General features: G+C 63.2%; 12 protein-coding genes and 1 riboswitch. Of the genes, 7 read left to right on the top strand and 5 right to left on the bottom strand.

All coding sequences use genetic code 11. From position 1 onward, the window contains the following. Nucleotides 1-266, top strand: a 266-nt coding sequence (locus ACK3CV_RS22875; protein WP_489009901.1) for a transposase, incomplete at its 5' end; no start/stop codon positions are given. Nucleotides 267-316: 50 nt separating this feature from the next. On the opposite strand, the gene ACK3CV_RS22870 is transcribed toward ACK3CV_RS22875, so the two are convergent. Then, entirely contained in the window at nucleotides 317-1027 is a 711-nt protein-coding gene (locus ACK3CV_RS22870) for a UTRA domain-containing protein (protein ID WP_039569695.1), read from the bottom strand. A gap of 193 nt (nucleotides 1028-1220) precedes the next feature. Here ACK3CV_RS22870 and ACK3CV_RS22865 point away from each other — a divergent pair, with 193 nt between their 5' ends. The 6 genes from ACK3CV_RS22865 to ACK3CV_RS22840 all read left to right on the top strand — a co-directional run bounded on the left by ACK3CV_RS22865 (nucleotide 1221) and on the right by ACK3CV_RS22840 (nucleotide 7635). Further along, nucleotides 1221-2282 carry an ABC transporter substrate-binding protein gene (locus ACK3CV_RS22865; RefSeq protein ID WP_164141758.1) on the top strand — a complete coding sequence of 354 codons (1062 nt, stop codon included), beginning with the start codon at nucleotides 1221-1223 and terminating at the stop codon, nucleotides 2280-2282. An 11-nt stretch (nucleotides 2283-2293) separates the two neighbouring features. Next, nucleotides 2294-3103, top strand: a complete 810-nt coding sequence (locus tag ACK3CV_RS22860; protein ID WP_164141757.1) for an alkaline phosphatase family protein — start codon at nucleotides 2294-2296, stop codon at nucleotides 3101-3103. After that, entirely contained in the window at nucleotides 3100-3945 is an 846-nt protein-coding gene (locus ACK3CV_RS22855) for an ABC transporter permease (RefSeq protein ID WP_033649696.1), read from the top strand. Before ACK3CV_RS22860 ends, ACK3CV_RS22855 begins: the two co-directional genes overlap by 4 nt. Before the next feature lie 17 nt (nucleotides 3946-3962). Next, nucleotides 3963-4748 carry an ABC transporter permease gene (locus tag ACK3CV_RS22850; RefSeq protein WP_033636228.1) on the top strand — a complete coding sequence of 262 codons (786 nt, stop codon included), beginning with the start codon at nucleotides 3963-3965 and terminating at the stop codon, nucleotides 4746-4748. Between the two features lie 4 nt (nucleotides 4749-4752). Then, nucleotides 4753-5745: an ABC transporter ATP-binding protein gene (locus ACK3CV_RS22845; protein WP_164141755.1), complete on the top strand. Its 993-nt coding sequence runs from the start codon at nucleotides 4753-4755 to the stop codon at nucleotides 5743-5745. Nucleotides 5746-5985: 240 nt separating this feature from the next. After that, nucleotides 5986-7635, top strand: coding sequence for a Na/Pi cotransporter family protein (locus ACK3CV_RS22840; protein ID WP_033636226.1), 1650 nt, complete (start codon nucleotides 5986-5988; stop codon nucleotides 7633-7635). A 48-nt stretch (nucleotides 7636-7683) separates the two neighbouring features. Here the strand turns inward: ACK3CV_RS22840 and ACK3CV_RS22835 are convergent, their stop codons facing one another. The 4 genes from ACK3CV_RS22835 to lysC all read right to left on the bottom strand — a co-directional run bounded on the left by ACK3CV_RS22835 (nucleotide 7684) and on the right by lysC (nucleotide 17048). Continuing rightward, nucleotides 7684-12510: a hemagglutinin repeat-containing protein gene (locus ACK3CV_RS22835; protein WP_164141753.1), complete on the bottom strand. Its 4827-nt coding sequence runs from the start codon at nucleotides 12508-12510 to the stop codon at nucleotides 7684-7686. Between the two features lie 45 nt (nucleotides 12511-12555). Further along, entirely contained in the window at nucleotides 12556-14235 is a 1680-nt protein-coding gene (locus ACK3CV_RS22830) for a ShlB/FhaC/HecB family hemolysin secretion/activation protein (protein ID WP_049195306.1), read from the bottom strand. A 385-nt stretch (nucleotides 14236-14620) separates the two neighbouring features. Then, entirely contained in the window at nucleotides 14621-15538 is a 918-nt protein-coding gene (gene panS / locus ACK3CV_RS22825) for a ketopantoate/pantoate/pantothenate transporter PanS (RefSeq protein WP_033636223.1), read from the bottom strand. 142 nt (nucleotides 15539-15680) lie between these two features. Beyond that, the gene (gene lysC / locus ACK3CV_RS22820; RefSeq protein ID WP_164141752.1) at nucleotides 15681-17048 is read right to left on the bottom strand and encodes a lysine-sensitive aspartokinase 3; all 1368 of its coding nucleotides are present in this window, start codon (nucleotides 17046-17048) and stop codon (nucleotides 15681-15683) included. Between the two features lie 108 nt (nucleotides 17049-17156). Next, nucleotides 17157-17351, bottom strand: a riboswitch (Lysine riboswitch). Nucleotides 17352-17391: the final 40 nt, after the last annotated feature.

Raw genomic sequence — 17391 nt, 5'->3', positions numbered from 1 at the left:
TGGCGGCTTACCAACATCAGTTACGGGAAAAAGGAATAAAACAGAGCATGTCTCGCAAAGGGAACTGCCTGGATAATGCAGTGATGGAGAACTTCTTCGGCCATCTGAAAGCGGAACTGTATTACTTACAACGCTTTGATAACGTAGAACACTTGGCAAAAGAAATAGAGCACTACATTGATTACTATAACCACAGCCGCCTCAGAGAGAAACTAAAAGGCCTGAGTCCGGTAGAGTATCGAACCCAGGCCATGAAGGCCGCCTGAATTTACATTGTCCAACTTCTGGGGGTCAGTTCACGATGCGCCCTTGTCATTTACTGCGCTTCCACGTCGATGTGCAGCGCATCGTAACGCCAATACTCCAGATCGCAATCGATCACCCGGTCGTGCTGATCGCGGTTCACCCGCGTAATGAACAGCGCCGGGCTGCCGTAGGTCACCTTCAGCATGGCGGCGGCCTGCTGCGGCAGCAGGGTGGGCAGCATGTCGAAACGCACCCGGCCGTAGTGAATGCCGTAGCGCACGGCGTACAGCGCGGTCAGCGACTGGGTCAGATCTTCGTCCAGTATGCCGGGGAAGTAGGCCGGGTTGAGGTAGTGCTCGCAGTACAGCACCGCGCGCCCATCGATGTAGCGCAGCCGGCGAATGCGATAGGCCTCGGCGCCGGGGGGCAGCGCCATCCGGCCGGCCAGCGGCGCGTCGAGCGTGACTACCGCGCTGTCGATCGCCTCGGTATGGGCGGCGCGCCCCTGTTGCTGCGCCATGGCGTGAAAATGGCTGCGCTGCAGCGGGTTGTAGATAAGACGCGGGGGCGAAATGAACCAGCCGCGCCGCACCTGGCGGTAGATGACCCCCTGCGCCTCCAGCTGGCCGAGCGCCTCCTGTAAGGTAATGCGGGTGGTGGCGAACTGTTCGCTCAGGGCGCGTTCGGAGGGCAGCTTGCCGCCCACGGCGAACTCGCCTGCGGCGATGCGGGCGTTCAGCGTTTGACAGATGGTGGCTACGGTCGTCGGTGCTTCACTCATACAGCGGGTGTCCCGTTTCAGTGCGTTTGGCCCCCCTTAAGGTAGACCAGCGTCGCGTTTTCGCCGTTGCAATGGGTGATAAAACCGTCGCTTTTTTAAGCTGACATATAATTATCACATTCGTCCGTTAGATTGGTTTGGTCCTTGCTGGACTAGTCCAGCCCTCCCCACACTACCACCTGGAGCATCAGTTATGAAACGTTTGTGCGCTTCTGTGTTAACCAGTGCCATCGTGTTATCCAGCCAGATGAGCTGGGCCGCGGATACCGATCTGGCGGCGCTGGAGCAGGCCGCGAAAAAAGAAGGCGAAGTCAACAGCGTCGGCATGCCGGACAGCTGGGCCAACTGGAAAGGTACCTGGCAAGATCTGTTGAGCAAATATGGCCTGAAGCATGTCGATACCGACATGAGCTCCGCGCAGGAGATCGCCAAATTCGATGCGGAAAAGAACAACGCCACGGCGGACATCGGTGACGTCGGCGCGGCCTTCGGCCCGGTGGCGGTGCAGAAGGGCGTAACGCAGCCGTACAAACCCTCTACCTGGGAGCAGGTGCCGGAGTGGGCGAAAGACAAAGACGGCCACTGGGCGCTGGCTTACACCGGCACCATCGGCTTCATCATCAACAAACAGCAGGTGAAAGATATCCCGCACAGCTGGGCCGATCTGCTGAAGGGCAGCTATCAGGTCACCATCGGCGACGTCGGCACCGCGTCGCAGGCGGCCAGCGGCGTGCTGGCGGCCACCTACGCCATGGGCGGCAACGAGAAAAACCTCAAGCCGGGCCTGGAATTCTTCGGCAAGCTGGCCAAGGCCGGCCGTCTGAGCCTGAGCAATCCGGTGATCGCATCGCTGGAGAAAGGGGAAGTGCAGGTTGGCGTGGTGTGGGACTTCAACGGCCTGAATTACCGCGACCAGATCGACAAAACCCGCTTTGAAGTGCTGATCCCGTCGGACGGCTCGATCACCTCCGGCTACACCACCATCATCAACAAATACGCCAAGCACCCGAACGCCGCCAAGCTGGCGCGCGAATACATCTTCTCCGACGCCGGCCAGATCAACCTGGCGCGCGGTTATGCGCGCCCGATCCGCGCCGAGCATCTGACGCTGCCGGACGACGTCAAGGCCAAGCTGCTGCCGGCCGAGCAGTACAAGAACGCGCACCCGATCGCCGATCCGGCGGCCTGGGAACAGAGCGCCAAAGCGCTGCCGCGTCTGTGGCAGGAAAACGTCATTATGTTTATGCAGCAGTGAGTTAACGCACCATGAAAACGATCCTCGTGCTGCTGGACGGCCTCAACTACCGGGTGGCGCACGACGCCATGGGCTATCTGCAGGCCGAATGCGCGGCGGGACGCGGACGGTTGTACCTGTTGGAGAGCGAGCTGCCCTCGCTCTCCCGGCCGCTGTATGAATGCATCCTCACCGGAGTCACGCCGGTGGAGAGCGGCGTGGTGCACAACCACGTCTCGCGCCTTTCTCATCAACAAAGCGTGTTTCATTACGCGCGCGCCGCCGGGTTGACCACCGCCGCCGCCGCTTACCACTGGTTCAGCGAATTGTATAACCGCACGCCGTTCGACGCCGCGCGCGACCGCCATACCGACGCCCCCGAGCTGCGGATCCAGCACGGGCATTTCTATTACGACGACGGCTACCCCGACAGCCATCTGTTCGACGACGCCGAAAGCCTGCGCCTGCGGCATCAGCCGGATTTCCTGCTGATCCACCCGATGAATATCGACGACGCCGGGCACCGCTTCGGTCTCTCTTCGCCGCAGTACCGCAACGCGGCGCGGCGCGCCGACGACTCGCTGTCGCGCTATCTGCCCGAGTGGCTGGCGGCCGGTTATCAGGTGCTGGTCACTGCCGACCACGGCATGAACGACGATCGCAGCCACGGCGGCGTGTTGCCGGAAGAGTGCCAGGTGCCGCTGTTCGTGTTCGGCTCGGGCTTCAGCCAGGACGATGCCAATCCGCAGCAAACCGAGCTGTGCGGCACGATCTGCGATCTGCTGCAGGCGCCGCACGACAAGCCGCGCTGCCGGGCGCTGCTGGCGCAGGATGCGCGATGAACGGCAAAACCAAATGGATCGCCGCGCTGTGCCTGTTGCCGTTTATCGTGCTGTTCGGCGCGTTTCAGATCGCCCCGCTGGTGTGGATCGCCGTTCACAGCTTTTTCAGCGAGACCGGCGGCTGGGGATGGGGCAACTATGTCGATATCCTCACCTCGCCGTTCTACCTGCAGGCCTTTCAGTTCTCGCTGGAGATCTCGCTGTGGTCGAGCGTCTACGGCTTGTTGATTGCGTTAGTGGGCAGTTACTCGCTGCGCCAGCTTGGCCAGACCCGATTTCATGACTTCGTGATGTCGTTCACCAACATGACCAGCAACTTCGCCGGGGTGCCGCTGGCGTTCGCCTTCGTCATTCTGCTGGGGCTGAACGGTTGCCTGACGCTGTTGCTGCGCAAATACGGTTTGATGGAGAGTTTCAATCTCTATTCGAAGAGCGGCCTGATCGTGCTGTATACCTACTTCCAGATCCCGCTGGGGGTGCTGTTGCTGTATCCGGCGTTCGACGCGCTGCGCGCCGACTGGCGCGAGTCGGCAGCGCTGCTCGGCGCCGGCCCCTGGCGCTACTGGCGGCATATCGGCCTGCCGGTGCTGGCGCCGGCGCTGATGGGCACCTTCGTCATCCTGCTGGCCAACGCGCTGGGCGCCTACGCCACGGTGTACGCGCTGACCACCGGCAACTTCAACGTGATCCCGATCCGCATCTCGGCGCTGGTGGCGGGGGACATCTCCCTCGATCCGAACCTGGCCAGCGCGCTGGCGATGCTGCTGGTGGTGATGATGGCGTTTATCACGGTGATCCACCAATGGATGCTGCGCAGGAGCTACCTCAATGCGCGCTCATAATCGGATGGAGAATGCTCATGTCGCGTGCTGAACGCCTGTACCATCGCACGGTTACCGGCCTGCTGCTGCTGATCCTGCTGCTGCCGCTGGCGGCGACGCTGATTTATGCGCTGGCCACCCAGTGGGGCGCCACCATTTTGCCGGACGGTTTTACCCTGAAGTGGTTGACGGCGCTGTGGAGCGACCCGCGCTTTTTGCAGGCGCTGTGGCACTCGCTGCTGATCTGCTTCGGCACGCTGCTGCTGTCGGTGGTGGTGATCCTGCCGGCGATGTTTGTGATCGCTTACTACTTCCCCAAACTGGACGCGGTGATGAACGTACTGATTCTGCTGCCGTTCGCCGTGCCGCCGGTGGTGTCGGCGGTGGGGCTGATGCAGCTGTTCGCCGCCGATCCGCTGCCGCTGCTCGGCACTCCCTGGATTTTGGTGGGCTGCTATTTCACCATCGCGCTGCCGTTTATCTACCGCGCCATCAGCAACAACATGCAGGCGATCAACCTGCGCGATCTGATGGACGCCGCGCACCTGCTTGGCGCCAGCACCTGGCAGGCGGCGCTGTGGGTGGTGCTGCCGAACCTGCGCAAGGGCGGAACGATCGCCGTGCTGCTGTCGTTCTCGTTCCTGATCGGCGAGTTCGTGTTCGCCAACCTGCTGGTGGGCAGCCAGTATGAAACGCTGCAGGTCTACCTGTACAACATGCGCAACGGCAGCGGGCACTTCACCAGCGCGCTGGTCATCTCCTATTTCGCCGTGGTGCTGCTCGTCACCTGGCTGGCGAACCTGCTGAATAAAAACAAGGGTTAACCCGATGGCTTATCTCAACGTCACCCGCCTGAACAAACACTATGGCCAGACCCAGGTGTTTCAGGATATCGATTTCACCGCCGAAGAGGGGGAGTTCGTCACCCTGCTGGGGCCGAGCGGCTGCGGCAAATCGACGCTGCTGCGCTGCCTGGCAGGCCTGACCCCGGTCGACAGCGGGCAAATCTTGTTGCAGGGTCAGGATCTGGTGCCGCTGGCGCCGCAAAAGCGCGGCATCGGCATGGTGTTCCAAAGCTATGCGCTGTTTCCCAATATGACGGTGGAAGGCAACGTGGCCTTCGGGCTGAAAATGCAGAAGCTGGCGGCCGAGCAGATCGGCCAGCGGGTGCAGGAGGTGCTGGCGCTGGTGGAGCTGAGCGATCTGGCGAAGCGCTATCCGCATCAGCTGTCGGGCGGCCAGTGTCAGCGCGTGGCGCTGGCGCGATCGCTGGTCACTCGCCCGCGGCTGCTGCTGCTCGATGAACCGCTGTCGGCGCTGGACGCGCGCATCCGCAAACACCTGCGCGAGCAGATCCGGCGCATTCAACGCGAGCTGAACCTGACGGCGATCTTCGTCACCCACGATCAGGAAGAGGCGCTGACCTTGTCGGATCGCATCGTGCTGATGAACAAGGGGCAGATCGTGCAGAGCGGCGATGCGGAAACCCTGTATACCCAGCCGGCGGACGCCTTCGCCGCCGGGTTTATCGGCAACTATAATCTGCTGACCGCCGAACAGGCCGCCCAACTGACCGGGCGCAGCTATGTCGGCAAGGTGGCGATCCGGCCCGAATCGATCGGCCTGTTGCCGGCCGGGCAGGGGATCGGCGGGGTGATCCTGGGCCACAGTTTGCTCGGGAATGTGGTACGCTATCAGATTCAGGTTCGCGGTGTAGAATTGCTGGTTGACGTGCTCAACCGGTCGGTGGCCGACCTGCGGCCCGACGGCGAGCAAATTGGGCTACACTTGGAACCTGTTGTATTGCGGGAAGTTGCATGACTTCGCAGCGCGGCGCCGGGGCCTTTCCGCCGCCGCATTAACCCTTCTCTTCTGCGGTCTGCCGCCCGCCCGCTGTCCTGCCAGACCTACGCCCGGCAGGCGGGACCGCGCGCTGTACCCGTCATCTTTTGGCCTACCGGCTGCGGCTAAGGCGAACAGAACCGTTCCGTCTTTCCGCACCGCCTGACAGGCATCGGGTACCAGCCTCCTTTGGCCGGGCGTTAATGGAGCGTATCTTCCGTGCTGACCCTTCTTCACCTGCTTTCCTCCGTGGCGCTGTTGGTGTGGGGCACCCACATCGTGCGCACCGGGATCATGCGGGTTTACGGCGCCAATCTGCGGCGCGTGTTGAGCGACAGCGTTGAGAAAAAGCCGCTGGCGTTCGTTTCCGGCATCGGCGTGACCGCGCTGGTGCAGAGCAGCAACGCCACGGCGCTGCTGGTGACCTCTTTCGTTGCGCAGGGGCTGGTGGGGCTGGCGCCTGCGCTGGTGATCATGCTCGGCGCCGACGTCGGCACCGCGCTGATGGCGCGCGTGCTGACCTTCGATCTTTCCTGGCTGTCGCCGCTGCTGATCCTGATCGGCGTCTTCCTGTTCCTCAGCCGCAAGCAGATGCGGATCGGCCAGATCGGACGCGTCCTGATCGGCCTTGGGCTGATCGTGCTGGCGCTGGAGCTGATCGTGGCCGCCGCCACGCCGATCACCCAGGCGGCCGGGGTGAAAGTGCTGTTCTCGTCGCTGACCGGCGACGTGATGCTGGACGCCCTGACCGGCGCGCTGTTCGCCATCGTCAGCTATTCCAGCCTGGCGGCGGTGCTGCTGACCGCCACCCTGACCGCGTCCGGCGTGATTTCGCTGAAGGTGGCGCTCTGCCTGGTGATCGGCGCCAACCTCGGCAGCGGCCTGTTGGCGATGATCAACGCCAGCGGCCAGAACGCCGCCGGGCGGCGCGTGGCGCTCGGCAGCCTGCTGTTCAAGTTGGTGGGCTGTGTGCTGGTGCTGCCGTTCGTTTCCTATCTGGCGGATGTGATGGCTCAGCTGCCGGGCGGCAGCGAAGAGCTGGTGATCTACTTCCACGTGTTCTACAACCTGATCCGCTGCCTGGTGATGATCCCGCTGGCCGGGCCGATGGCGACGCTGTGCGAGCGGCTGATCGTCGACGTGGCGGCCGACGATCCGCGCATGCGGCCGCGTCATCTGGACGCCAGCGCGCTGGACACGCCGACGCTGGCGTTGGCCAATGCGGCGCGCGAAACGTTGCGCATGGGCGACGTGGTGGAACACATGATGATCCTGCAGCGCGAAGTGCTGCACGGCAAGCAAGGGGTGGATAAAGAAGTGCGGCGCCTCGACGATGACGTCGACGTGCTGTACACCGCCATCAAGCTGTATCTGGCGCAGATCCAGAAGGAAGATCTGGGCGAGGAAGACTCGCGCCGCTGGGCGGAAATCATCGAAATGGCGCTTAACCTGGAACAGGCGGGCGACATCATCGAGCGCATGGCCGGCGACGTGGGCGCCAAGTCGCACGCCGCGCGCCGCGCCTTCTCGGCGGAAGGATTGGCGGAACTGGATGGGCTGCACGAGCGGCTGATCGGCAACCTGCGCCTGGGGCTGTCGGTGTTCCTGTCCGGCGACGTCACCAGTGCCAAGCGCCTGCGCCGTTCCAAGCACCGCTTCCGCATTCTGGATCGCCGCTACGCGCACGCGCACGTCGATCGTTTGCATCAGCAAAACGTGCAGAGCATCGAGACCAGTTCGTTGCATTTGGGATTGTTGGGGGACATGAAGCGCCTGAACTCGCTGTTCTGCGCCGTGGCTTACAACGTGTTGGATCAGGATGCCAAGGACGACGATCGCGACTGGGAAGACACCCCGAGCACGCTGTAAAAAAAATGCCCCCGGTTTTCACCGGGGGCATTGTGCAGGAGAGGTGCGTTATTTGCCGCTGAACACGCCGGCTTTGGCGTCCGCCTGCTGAGTCGAAGCATGGCCGCTGACGAACGGCACGTTACCGTCGACGCTTTGTTTCGCCGCGCCGCCTAACAGCCCGCCTACCGTGGCCGCCGCATCGACGCGGCCGCCGCCCTGATAGCGTTGGCCGCTGACGTCCTGCTGGCTGACCTTGCTGCCGCCCAGTTCCACCTTGCCCTGCTGGCTGCGGATCTCGCCGCCGGTCAGTTGGGTTTGGCCGCCGACCTGCAGCGCCACGCCGTGCTTACCGGTAATCGCCGACTGCTCGCCGACCGCGTTGTTGTTCACCACGTCGGCATTGACCTTGAGCTGCCCCTGGCGACCCGCCGGCCCGGTGATGCTGTCTTTCACCGCGCCGCCGACGGTGCGTGCACCGCGATCCCACAGCGGGCCCTGCGGCTTCTCGCCGGCCGGCGTTGCCGGCAGCGTCACTTTGCCGTCGGCCTTGCTGAAGCTGACCGCGCCGGTGGTGTCCTGCTGCGGATCGAGGCGACGCGCCACGCTGTTGTACTTGTCGGTGGTGGCGTCGGACACTTTATTCACCCCGGCGTCCAGTTTCTCTTTCACCTTGCTGGCGTAGCGCGGCGTGCCCACCTTCGACAGCTTGGAGGTGATGCTGCTGCCCGGATCGTTGCTGTGGCTCAGCCCGGCATCCACATCCACCTTCACGCCTTTCTCGACGTCCTTGCGGCTTTCAACGTGCAGATCGCCGCCTACCTTGCCCTGCACGCTGTCGGCATCGACGCGCGCCCCGGCGAGGCGGGTATCCTTGCCGCTGTTGAGCGCCACGTCGCCCGCGGTGATGCCGGTGTTGGCGTGGGTGGTTTTATCCTGCTGTTCCACGCCGACCTTCAGACCGGCGCCCAGCGTATGGGTGTCTTTGCCGGTGTTCGGATCGACCTTGCCGTTGGCGTCCTTGTTGAACGTTTGGCCGCCTTTGGCGTTGGCTTTGATGCCCAGGCTCCAGTTGTCCTTGTGCTGCTCGTTCTTGGCGGATTCCAGCAGGATGCCGCCGTTTTTCGCCTCGAGCGCGGCGCTGCCGCCGCTGACCTTGGCGCCCTGCAGATGCAGCGCGTCATCGCCTTTACCGTTGGCGGACAGGGTGACCTTGCCGTCTGAGGCTAGCGTGGCGCCCTGGCGTTCGGTCGCGGACTCATTCACCTTGGCGATGTCGAAGGCGCCGCCGGCGGAGAGGCTGCCGCCGGTTTTTTCCTTGCTGTCGCTGCTGCCGGCGCCCAGATCGATATTGCCGGACAGTTGGTTCTCCTTACGCATTTGGGTCGATTCCGCTGCCAGCAGCGCGACCTTGTTGCCCGCGCTCAGGGTGACGTCGCCCTGGCTCTTGACGTCGGTGCCTTTAAGCGTCAGATCGCGGCCCGCCTTCAGCTCCACGCCCTGTTGGCCGCTGACGTTGCCGACCTGCGCGGTGCTGCTGTTGCTTTCGCCGTTGTTGGTGCCGCCGCCGAAGCCGGCGCCGAAGTTTTTGCTGTCGGCGGTGAAACCGCCCTTGGCGGAGGCTTTGACGTTGAAACCGCTGTGGTTTTCGCTCTGCTTATCGCTGGCCTGATCGAAGCGAATATCGCCGCCGGCGTTGACGGCGGTTTTACCGCTGCCGCCGTTCAGCGCGGTGCCCTGATAGACCGCATCTTGTTTCACGTTGACGTTGATGCCGTTGGCCGCGTCGATCGTGCCGGTCACCGCCTGGCTGGCGTTGCTGCTGCTGCGCTGGGTGCCGCCTTCGCCCTTGGCGTCTACGGTCAGATCGCTGCCGGTGGAGGTGTAGACGCGTACGCCGGCGCTGCCGCGGGTATCGCGGTTCTGCTCTTCCTGGCGGTTCGTCGCGGCTTCGCTGCGGTGGCTGTCCGCCATCAGCGTGACCGCGCCTTTGCTCGCCTGATACTGCGTGCCCTGATCGCGCACTTCGCCTTTGGCGTTGATGTCGATGCTGCCGGCTTTCACCGAGCTGACCACCGCCTGCGAGCTGCTGCTGCGTTTTTCGCTGCTGCCGCCCTGCGCGCCGATATCCAGGCCGACGTTAGGCGCGCCGATGCCGCCGATGTCGTTGATGACGCCAGTGGCGTCCAGCTTGGCCGCCTTGCCGACCGCGCGCTCGACCGGGCGGGTCACGGCGCTGTAATCGACGTTGGCGCCGATGTTCACGCCGACGTCGGTTTTGGTGGTGGTGCTGCTGGCGGTGTCGGCGGCGGCCAGGTGATCGACACCGGCGGCGTTTTCTTGATAGGCGCCGCCGACGCTGTGCTGCGCGCCTTGCTGGGTCAGCTTGTCGCGGGCGTTGACAGTCAGGTTGCCTTTGACGTCGCTGCCGGAGGTGACCGCCTTGCTGCTCTGCGCCTGCGTTTTGCTGTTCTCGTAGCCGGCTTCCACGCCGCTGCCGAGCTTGTCGATGCCGCCGGTGTAGTAGAAACCGCCGCCGATCTTGGTCTGCTCGGTGTTCGAGGTGGTTTTATCGTCGGCTGCCTGGAACGAAACCTTGTTGCCGCTGACGCTGGCGTCGCCTTTGTCGGCGACCAGTTTGGAGCCGCTGAAGGTCACGTCCTTCTCCGCCTCGAGCTTCACGCTGCCGCCGCTGAGGGTCGAGGCGCGGTTTTCGGTGCGGGTGGTTTTCTCGCTGTCGCGGGTGTGTTCGATGCGCAAACCGGCGCGGTATTGCTTGTCACCGGCTTCTTTGGCGTAGCCGTTGACGGTAAGCGCGGTCTTCTGCTCATCGATTTTTTGCTGCTGTTCGGCGGCCTTGACGTTGATGTTGCCGGTCTGCGACGTCACGCTCAGTTCGCCGCCGCTGGCGACCTGGCTGCCGATCACGTCGGTATCCTTACGGCTGACCAGCTTCAGGTTGGTGTCAGACTTCAGCTCGCTGGCGGTGCTGCTCTGGTAGCTGTTGTCGGCCTTGTGCGAACTGCTGGTGATGTTGAAGGCGGTGCCGGTGCGCGCGTCGATTTTGTCCACGGTGGTGCTCAGCGCGTTGTCGATGCGCAGGCCGCCCTGCGTGGCGGTGACCAGGCCGCCTTCCTTGCCGCGCGCCTTGCTGCCGGTGATGGTGACGCCCTGCTGGCCGTTCAGGCGCAGGGTGCCGTCGCTGGTCAGCTCGGAGGCGTGGCTGATCTCGCGGCGGTTGCTGTTGTTTTTGTTGTCGCCGCCGCCGATGCCGCCCCAGGAGGTTTTGTCATCGCGTACCGCTTTGGCGTTGGCTGTTTTCTGCACCCCGACCTGGATCTGGTTGTCTGCGTCGATCGTCAGATCGCGCTGGGCGTGGACCTTGGCGCCCTGGGTTGCGACATTGCGGCCGGCTTTCAAGGTCAGTTCGCCCTGGCTACGCAGTTCGCTGGCCTTCAGGCTCTCGCTTTCGTCGCTGCTGCTCCAACTGCCGGTGCGCAGGCTGGAGGTGTGGTTGCGCTGATAGCCGCGCTCGGTGGACTTATCCTTCTCCACCAGCCCGGCGAGGTGCACGTCGCGCGCTGCTTTGACGCTCAGCGCCCGATCGGCGCTGACGTTGGCGCCCAACAGGTTCACGTCTTCCCGGGTACTGACGAGTGTGGCGTTGCCGCCGGCGGCGACGGTGCTGCCCGCCTGCTGCTGCTGCTCGCGCTCACGGGTGACGTCGTATTGCCAGGAGTAGAACCAGCGGTCGTCGGTGTGGCCCTGGGTCTGTTTCAACTGCTGGCCGTCGAGCGTCAGCTTGCCACCCTGCAGCGTGATGTCTTCGCCGCGAATATCGGTGGCGGTGAGGTGCGCATGGTTATCCGCCACCAGACTGATGTTCTTGCCTTTCAGCTCGGTGCGGGTCAGCTTCTGGCTGCTGCTGCGGTCGTTGACGTAGATGCCGCCGCGGTAGTTCTGGTAGTTGTCGCCGCCGTTGCGGTTGCTGCTGGCGTCGTCAACGCGGCTTTCGCTGCGAATATCGTAGGCTTTTACCTTGAGCTCGTCGCCGGCGGCCAGCGTGCCGGCCAGCTTCACGCCGCTGCCCTGCGCGGTGTTGATGATGTTGATGCGCCCGGCCTGCATGCTGCCGAGGTAGTAGCTGTCCAGTGCCGTGGTCGGCTGTACGCTGGCCAGCACCTTGCCGTCGCGCGCCACCCGGTTATGGCCGCTGATGGCGTTGATCGCCGCCGGCGTCACGCTGCCGTTGCGATGGGTGAAGTCTTGCACGATAACGTCGCCGCGGCTGTCTATCTTCGGCGCGATCAGATCCAGCACGCCGCCGGCGTTCAGGACGCCGTTGAGGCTCAGGGTATTGCGGTTGTCCAGGGTGCTGTAGCCCTGCAGCAGGCCGTTCTCCACCAGCGGGTTGCCGACCACCAGCGAGGAGCGGCTGGTGTTGATGAACCCACAGCCCTGGCAGCTGATGCCGTTCGGGTTGGCCAGCACGTAGTCGGCCGCCATGCCGAAGATCTCTTGCTGGCCATGCAGCAGCGACGGGTTGCGGCCGATCACTTCATTGAGGATCACGCTGGCTTCGCGCCCGCCCAGATTGGGGTTGGCGCCCAGTTGGCCGGCCAGCTGCGACAGCCCCGCTTCGCGGGAGTTGTTCAGCACTGCGCCGGGCTGGTTGACGTTAAAATCCTGGTATTGGTTGTGCGACAGCCCGTTGCCGTTCGGCGCGACGATGTCGACCACCTGCGCGCCGGTCGCGGCGGTGGAAACGCCGGGGCCGTTGGCGCCGTTGGCCGCCACGATCTCCGCGGCGTAGGCGCCGGCGGAAGCGGCGAGAATAATCGCCAGCGCGGCGGCCAGTTTGCCCGCTGCTGAAAGCCTGAAGTTATTATTTTTCATCCATGTTTCTCCGTATATTGCCGTGGGGTCCTGCAAAACTGCTGATTAAAAGGTGTAAGAAAAGCGCGCCAGTACCTGAACGGGATCTTCCGGCGTGGCGTGATTCGACAAGATCCAGCCGCGGCTGACCTCGAGATCGACCAGCGCCTGCCGATAGCGCAACGTGGCGCCACTGCTCAGGCCGGCGCTGCTGCGCCACCCCGAGCTGTCCTGGCGCGGCAAGATGCGGCCGACGTCGGCGCCGAGGCGCGGCGTCAGCGTGGTGGCACCCAGATTGAAGCTGCGCGACAGCGTGTTCTGCAGATACCAGCCGTTGTCGCCTGACTGGGTGCTGCGGCTGAAGCCGCGCACGGCGCTGCGATCGGTAAGGCTCAGCCACTCCACGCCGGGCAGCGGGTCGCGGCTGTACTGGCCGTAGAACAGGTTGTTGAGCTGATAGGTGGCGTCACCCAGGTGAAGGCGCTGGCTGAGGTTGGCGAACAGCTTGCCTTTGGTGAACTGGCTGTCGAGGTGCACCGAGCTTGGGTGGCGACCGGCCCCCAGCCACGGCAGGCCCTGTTCGACGCTGAGGTTGGCGCTGAACACCCCGTTGGGCAGAATTTGCAGGTGGCTGGCGCTCAGTTCGGCCAGGGTCAGGGTGGGGCTGCTGACCTCGAGGCGCACGCTTTCGAAGTAGTTGTCGATGCGCTTGTAGGTCAACTGACCGCTCAGGCTGTCTATCTGATCGCGATCGCGGTAAAACACGTAGTCGCTGCGCAGCCCGTACTGCTGGGTCTGGCCGTGCAGTTTGACCAGGTTGTGCGGCAGCTGCTGGTGGTTCTCATAGGAGGAGAAGCTGGCGAACCCGCTGAAGGTGAACGCGCCGTACGGCAGCGAATAGAGCAGGGTATAGGCGCGATTGTAGCGATGAGCCGGATTTTCCAGCGTGCTGTTGGCGTTCAGGCTGACGAAGTCCGACAGGCCGAACGGGCTGTCCAGCGTGGCGGTGGCGCGCGCCAGCCACTGGCCGGTGCTTTTTTGGCCGTAATTATCCGTGCCGACGGTCATCAGCCAGGGCTTGGCATGCTGATTGCGCAAACGAATGACCGAACCGCCAACCTGGCGGCCGGGCAATATATCCAGTTTGGTGGTATTCGATTGCAAACGGTTGGCCTGATCCAATCCCTGGTCGAGCTCGGTTAATTTCAACGGTCTGCCTTCCAGCCCTGGAAATAATAAACGGCTGTTGACCCAGCGATCGCCGCCTTCTATTTTCTCGATAAATCCTTCGGTGACGCTTAATCCCAATTCTCCCTGTGAATTAGGGCGAACAATTTGCACGCGCGCGGTGATATAGCCTTTTTGCACATAAAGGCGCGTTAATTCACGGGTCAGGCGATTGATATCGTTGCTGCTGATGCAGTTTTCCGGCAGCGCGCTCAGGGTGGATAAATCGGCCGGCGAGAGCAGGGTGACGCCCTGCAGATAAACGCCGGCGATCGGCAGGCACTGCGCGGACTGCGGCAGGGCGGGCGCGGCCGGTTCCGGCTCCGCCAGCAAGCGTTGCTGCTTCAGTTGCTGGTAGCGACGTTGCTCAATCAACTGGTTGACTTCACGCGTGCTGTCTTGCAGCGCGCGGCGCGACTCCCCCATCGACATATCCCGCATCATGTGGGCGTCCGGCAGGGTTTCGGCGGAAAGGGCCGTGCTGACCAACAGCGTCAAAGCGGTGATTTTTTTTATCATTGTAATCCATTATGAGAGGCCGCCGGGGCAGCCAGCCCAATCCATGAGGTTAACCACGGGCGGCCGACGGCCGGCCCGAAATAATGAGCGACATGCACATTGCGAGGTATCTTGATTTGCCGCGGCAAATAAGACGGTGGGTATATATCTAAATAATAATTAGGCTGCTTCTTTTATGGCGGGCAACCCTGGCGACTTAATTAATTAAAAAAAGTAGAACGTCTCTTCCTCTTGCCAACATTATCGGCATGGCTAGGAAGAATCTGAATTTTTATTTTTCACGGATGATAGGGTATGAGGGGAATTATGACAATCCGACCAGTGGGAAATACGAAATTTCGCAGGAAAGAAAAGGGACGCAATTGTTTGCGTCCCTACAGGCGGTTTATTTTTTCTTGATGGGGCGGCCGGACCAATAACCCGCCAGTAGCGAACCGGAAAGGTTGTGCCAGACCGAGAACAGCGCGCCCGGCAGCGCGGCCAGCGGCGAGAAGTAGATTTTGCCCAGCGTGGCCGCCAGCCCTGAGTTCTGCATGCCGACTTCGATCGCCAGCGTGCGGCAGGTGGATTCGTCGAAGCCGAACAGCTTGCCGCCCCAATAGCCGCTCAGCAGACCGATACCGTTGTGCAGGATCACCGCGACGATCACCACCAGACCGACCGAGGCGATATGGCTTTGGCTGCCCGCCACCACCGCGCTGATGATCGCCAGGATGCACACCATCGACAGCGCCGGCAGCAGCGGCTCGATGCGTTTCACCGCCTTGGTCAGGGTGTGGTGGACGATCAGGCCCAGGCCGATCGGGATCACCACGATCTGCAGAATGCTCAGCAGCATGCCCATGATATCGACGCTGATTTCGGCGTCGACGTACAAACGGGTCAGCAGCGGTGTGGCGAACACGCCCACCAGCGTCGAGACCGCCGAGATGGTCACCGACAGCGCCACGTCACCCTTGGCCAGATAGATCATCACGTTGGAGGCGGTGCCGCTGGCCACGCTGCCCACCAGCACCATGCCGGCGGACAGATCCGGCGGCATGCGGAACAGCATCGCCAGGATCCAGGCCGCCAGCGGCATGATCAGATAGTGCAGGAAGATGCCGGCCGCCACCGGGCCGGGGCGCGCCAGCACGCGTTTGAAGTCGTCCAGCCGCAGCGTGACGCCCATGGCGAACATGATCAGCATCAGCAGCGGGCTGACGTAGGGGCCGATGCCGGTAAAGGTGGTCGGCGTGTAATAGGCGGCGACGGACAGCAGTATCGCCCACAGGGGGAATAAACGCGTGAGTAATGCCAACATGCAGGTTTTCCTTAGCCAGATTGAGAACGGTGGGTGTGGTTGTGTTTTTTGCGGGTTCAACATGCTGAACCCCTGCCGGTTTTGAACGGATTTTTTAGACGCAGGGGCGCAGCGTGCTGCGCCCGCAATCGGGGATAATGACTTATTCGAACAGGTTGTGGTGCAGGGTGCGCACCACCTGTTCGGCTTCTTCGCCCGGCACCAGGAAGCACAGGTTATAGCTGCTGGCGCCGTAGCAGATCAGGCGGATATTGAACGGATCGAGCACGCCGAACACCTCTTTGCCCACGCCGCAGGCGCGCGACAGCTGGTTGCCGATGATCGCCACCAGCGCCAGGTTTTCTTCCACTTCCACCCGGCACAGCGACGACAGCTCGGTCAGCAGCGAGGTGGTCAGCAGGCTGCCGCCAACGGAGGTGGCGCCGGTGGTGTCCATGGTCAGCGCGATGCTGACCTCCGAGGTGGTGATCAGATCGACGGAGACGTTGTGGCGCGCCAGAATGTTGAACACCTCCGCCAGGAAGCCGCGCGCGTGCAGCATGTTCAGGCTGTGCAGCGTCAGCAGCGTTTGCTTGCGGCGCAGCGCCAGCGCGCGGAACAGCGGCGGATTCTCGGTGGTGTTGCACACCAGCGTGCCGCCGGCCACCGGATCCTTGCTGGAGCCGACGAACACCGGAATGTCGCTGCGCACCGCCGGCAACAGGGTGGCCGGATGCAGCACCTTGGCGCCGAAGGTGGCCATTTCCGCCGCCTCTTCGAAACCGATTTTGTCGATGCGCTTGGCCGCCGGCACCACGCGCGGATCGGTGGTGTAGATGCCCGGCACGTCGGTCCAGATATCTACCCGGCCAACGCCGAGCGCCTCGCCGAGCAGCGCGGCGGTATAGTCGCTGCCGCCGCGGCCGAGCGTAGTGGTGCGGCCTTTCGGCTCGCTGCCGATAAAGCCCTGGGTGACCACCAGCGCTTCCTGCAGGCGAGGCTGCAACTGCGCCCGGGCCAGTTCGCTGAGCGCGGCGCTGTCCGGCACGGCGCGGCCGAAGTGATCGTCGGTGCGCATCACTTTGCGCACGTCGAACCATTCGGCCTGCACGTTGCGGGCGCGCAGGATTTCAACGAACAGCAGGGTGGACATCAGCTCCCCATGGCTGACCAGTTCGTCGGTCAACGCCGTCGAGGTGGCCAGCGACGCGGCTTCCGACAGCATGGCGATGTTTTCCAGCAGGCGGTCGATCTCTTCGCGGATCACCGCCGGCGCCGTGAGGCGATCGAGGATGGCGTACTGGATGCGGCGGATCTCATCAAGCCGGTAGTTGCGCTTGTCGGCCTCGCAACCTTCGGCCAGGGCGACCAACAGGTTGGTGACGCCCGCCGAGGCGGACAACACCACCAGGCGGACCTGCGGGTTGGCCAGCACGACGTCGGCGCTGCGGTTCATGGCTTCAAAGTCGGCGACGCTGGTGCCGCCGAATTTGGCTACCACGGTGGAATTCTGGGGTGCTGCTTGGTTCATCTAGAAACCTCGTGTCAGGGATGCCCGTTTGGGGGCACTGTAATTCCATAGCCTTGGCACAAGGGGAGAGCGGTAAACAGGGGGCAGGCGTAGAGGTCAGGCTACGATACACCCAGAAGCGCCCCACCTTGTCGATCGCCCTGCGGGCGATCCCCTGGTGACAACCCAGGGGATTCAGCCCCTGTAGTCGATAGGATAATGGCCGGCCATTACCCTACCTCGGCGTCGCTCCCCCTCGGGTGCCGTCAACGGAGAAACGGCTCCTCTGACACTCTACCTGGGCGACGCGCCTCTTCTGGCTTGCGCACCGGGTGCGCAAGTAGGCTGTTAGGAATAGCCGGTT

Source organism: Serratia sp. TSO36 (genome assembly GCF_057808395.1).
This window is presented reverse-complemented; position numbering and strand designations above follow the sequence as displayed.

Coding starts and splice junctions, on each gene's coding strand:
- ACK3CV_RS22870 (WP_039569695.1), bottom strand. CDS start 1,027: ATGAGTGAAGCACCGACGACCGTAGCCACCATCTGTCAAACGCTGAAC.
- ACK3CV_RS22865 (WP_164141758.1), top strand. CDS start 1,221: ATGAAACGTTTGTGCGCTTCTGTGTTAACCAGTGCCATCGTGTTATCC.
- ACK3CV_RS22860 (WP_164141757.1), top strand. CDS start 2,294: ATGAAAACGATCCTCGTGCTGCTGGACGGCCTCAACTACCGGGTGGCG.
- ACK3CV_RS22855 (WP_033649696.1), top strand. CDS start 3,100: ATGAACGGCAAAACCAAATGGATCGCCGCGCTGTGCCTGTTGCCGTTT.
- ACK3CV_RS22850 (WP_033636228.1), top strand. CDS start 3,963: ATGTCGCGTGCTGAACGCCTGTACCATCGCACGGTTACCGGCCTGCTG.
- ACK3CV_RS22845 (WP_164141755.1), top strand. CDS start 4,753: ATGGCTTATCTCAACGTCACCCGCCTGAACAAACACTATGGCCAGACC.
- ACK3CV_RS22835 (WP_164141753.1), bottom strand. CDS start 12,510: ATGAAAAATAATAACTTCAGGCTTTCAGCAGCGGGCAAACTGGCCGCC.
- ACK3CV_RS22830 (WP_049195306.1), bottom strand. CDS start 14,235: ATGATAAAAAAAATCACCGCTTTGACGCTGTTGGTCAGCACGGCCCTT.
- panS (WP_033636223.1), bottom strand. CDS start 15,538: ATGTTGGCATTACTCACGCGTTTATTCCCCCTGTGGGCGATACTGCTG.
- lysC (WP_164141752.1), bottom strand. CDS start 17,048: ATGAACCAAGCAGCACCCCAGAATTCCACCGTGGTAGCCAAATTCGGC.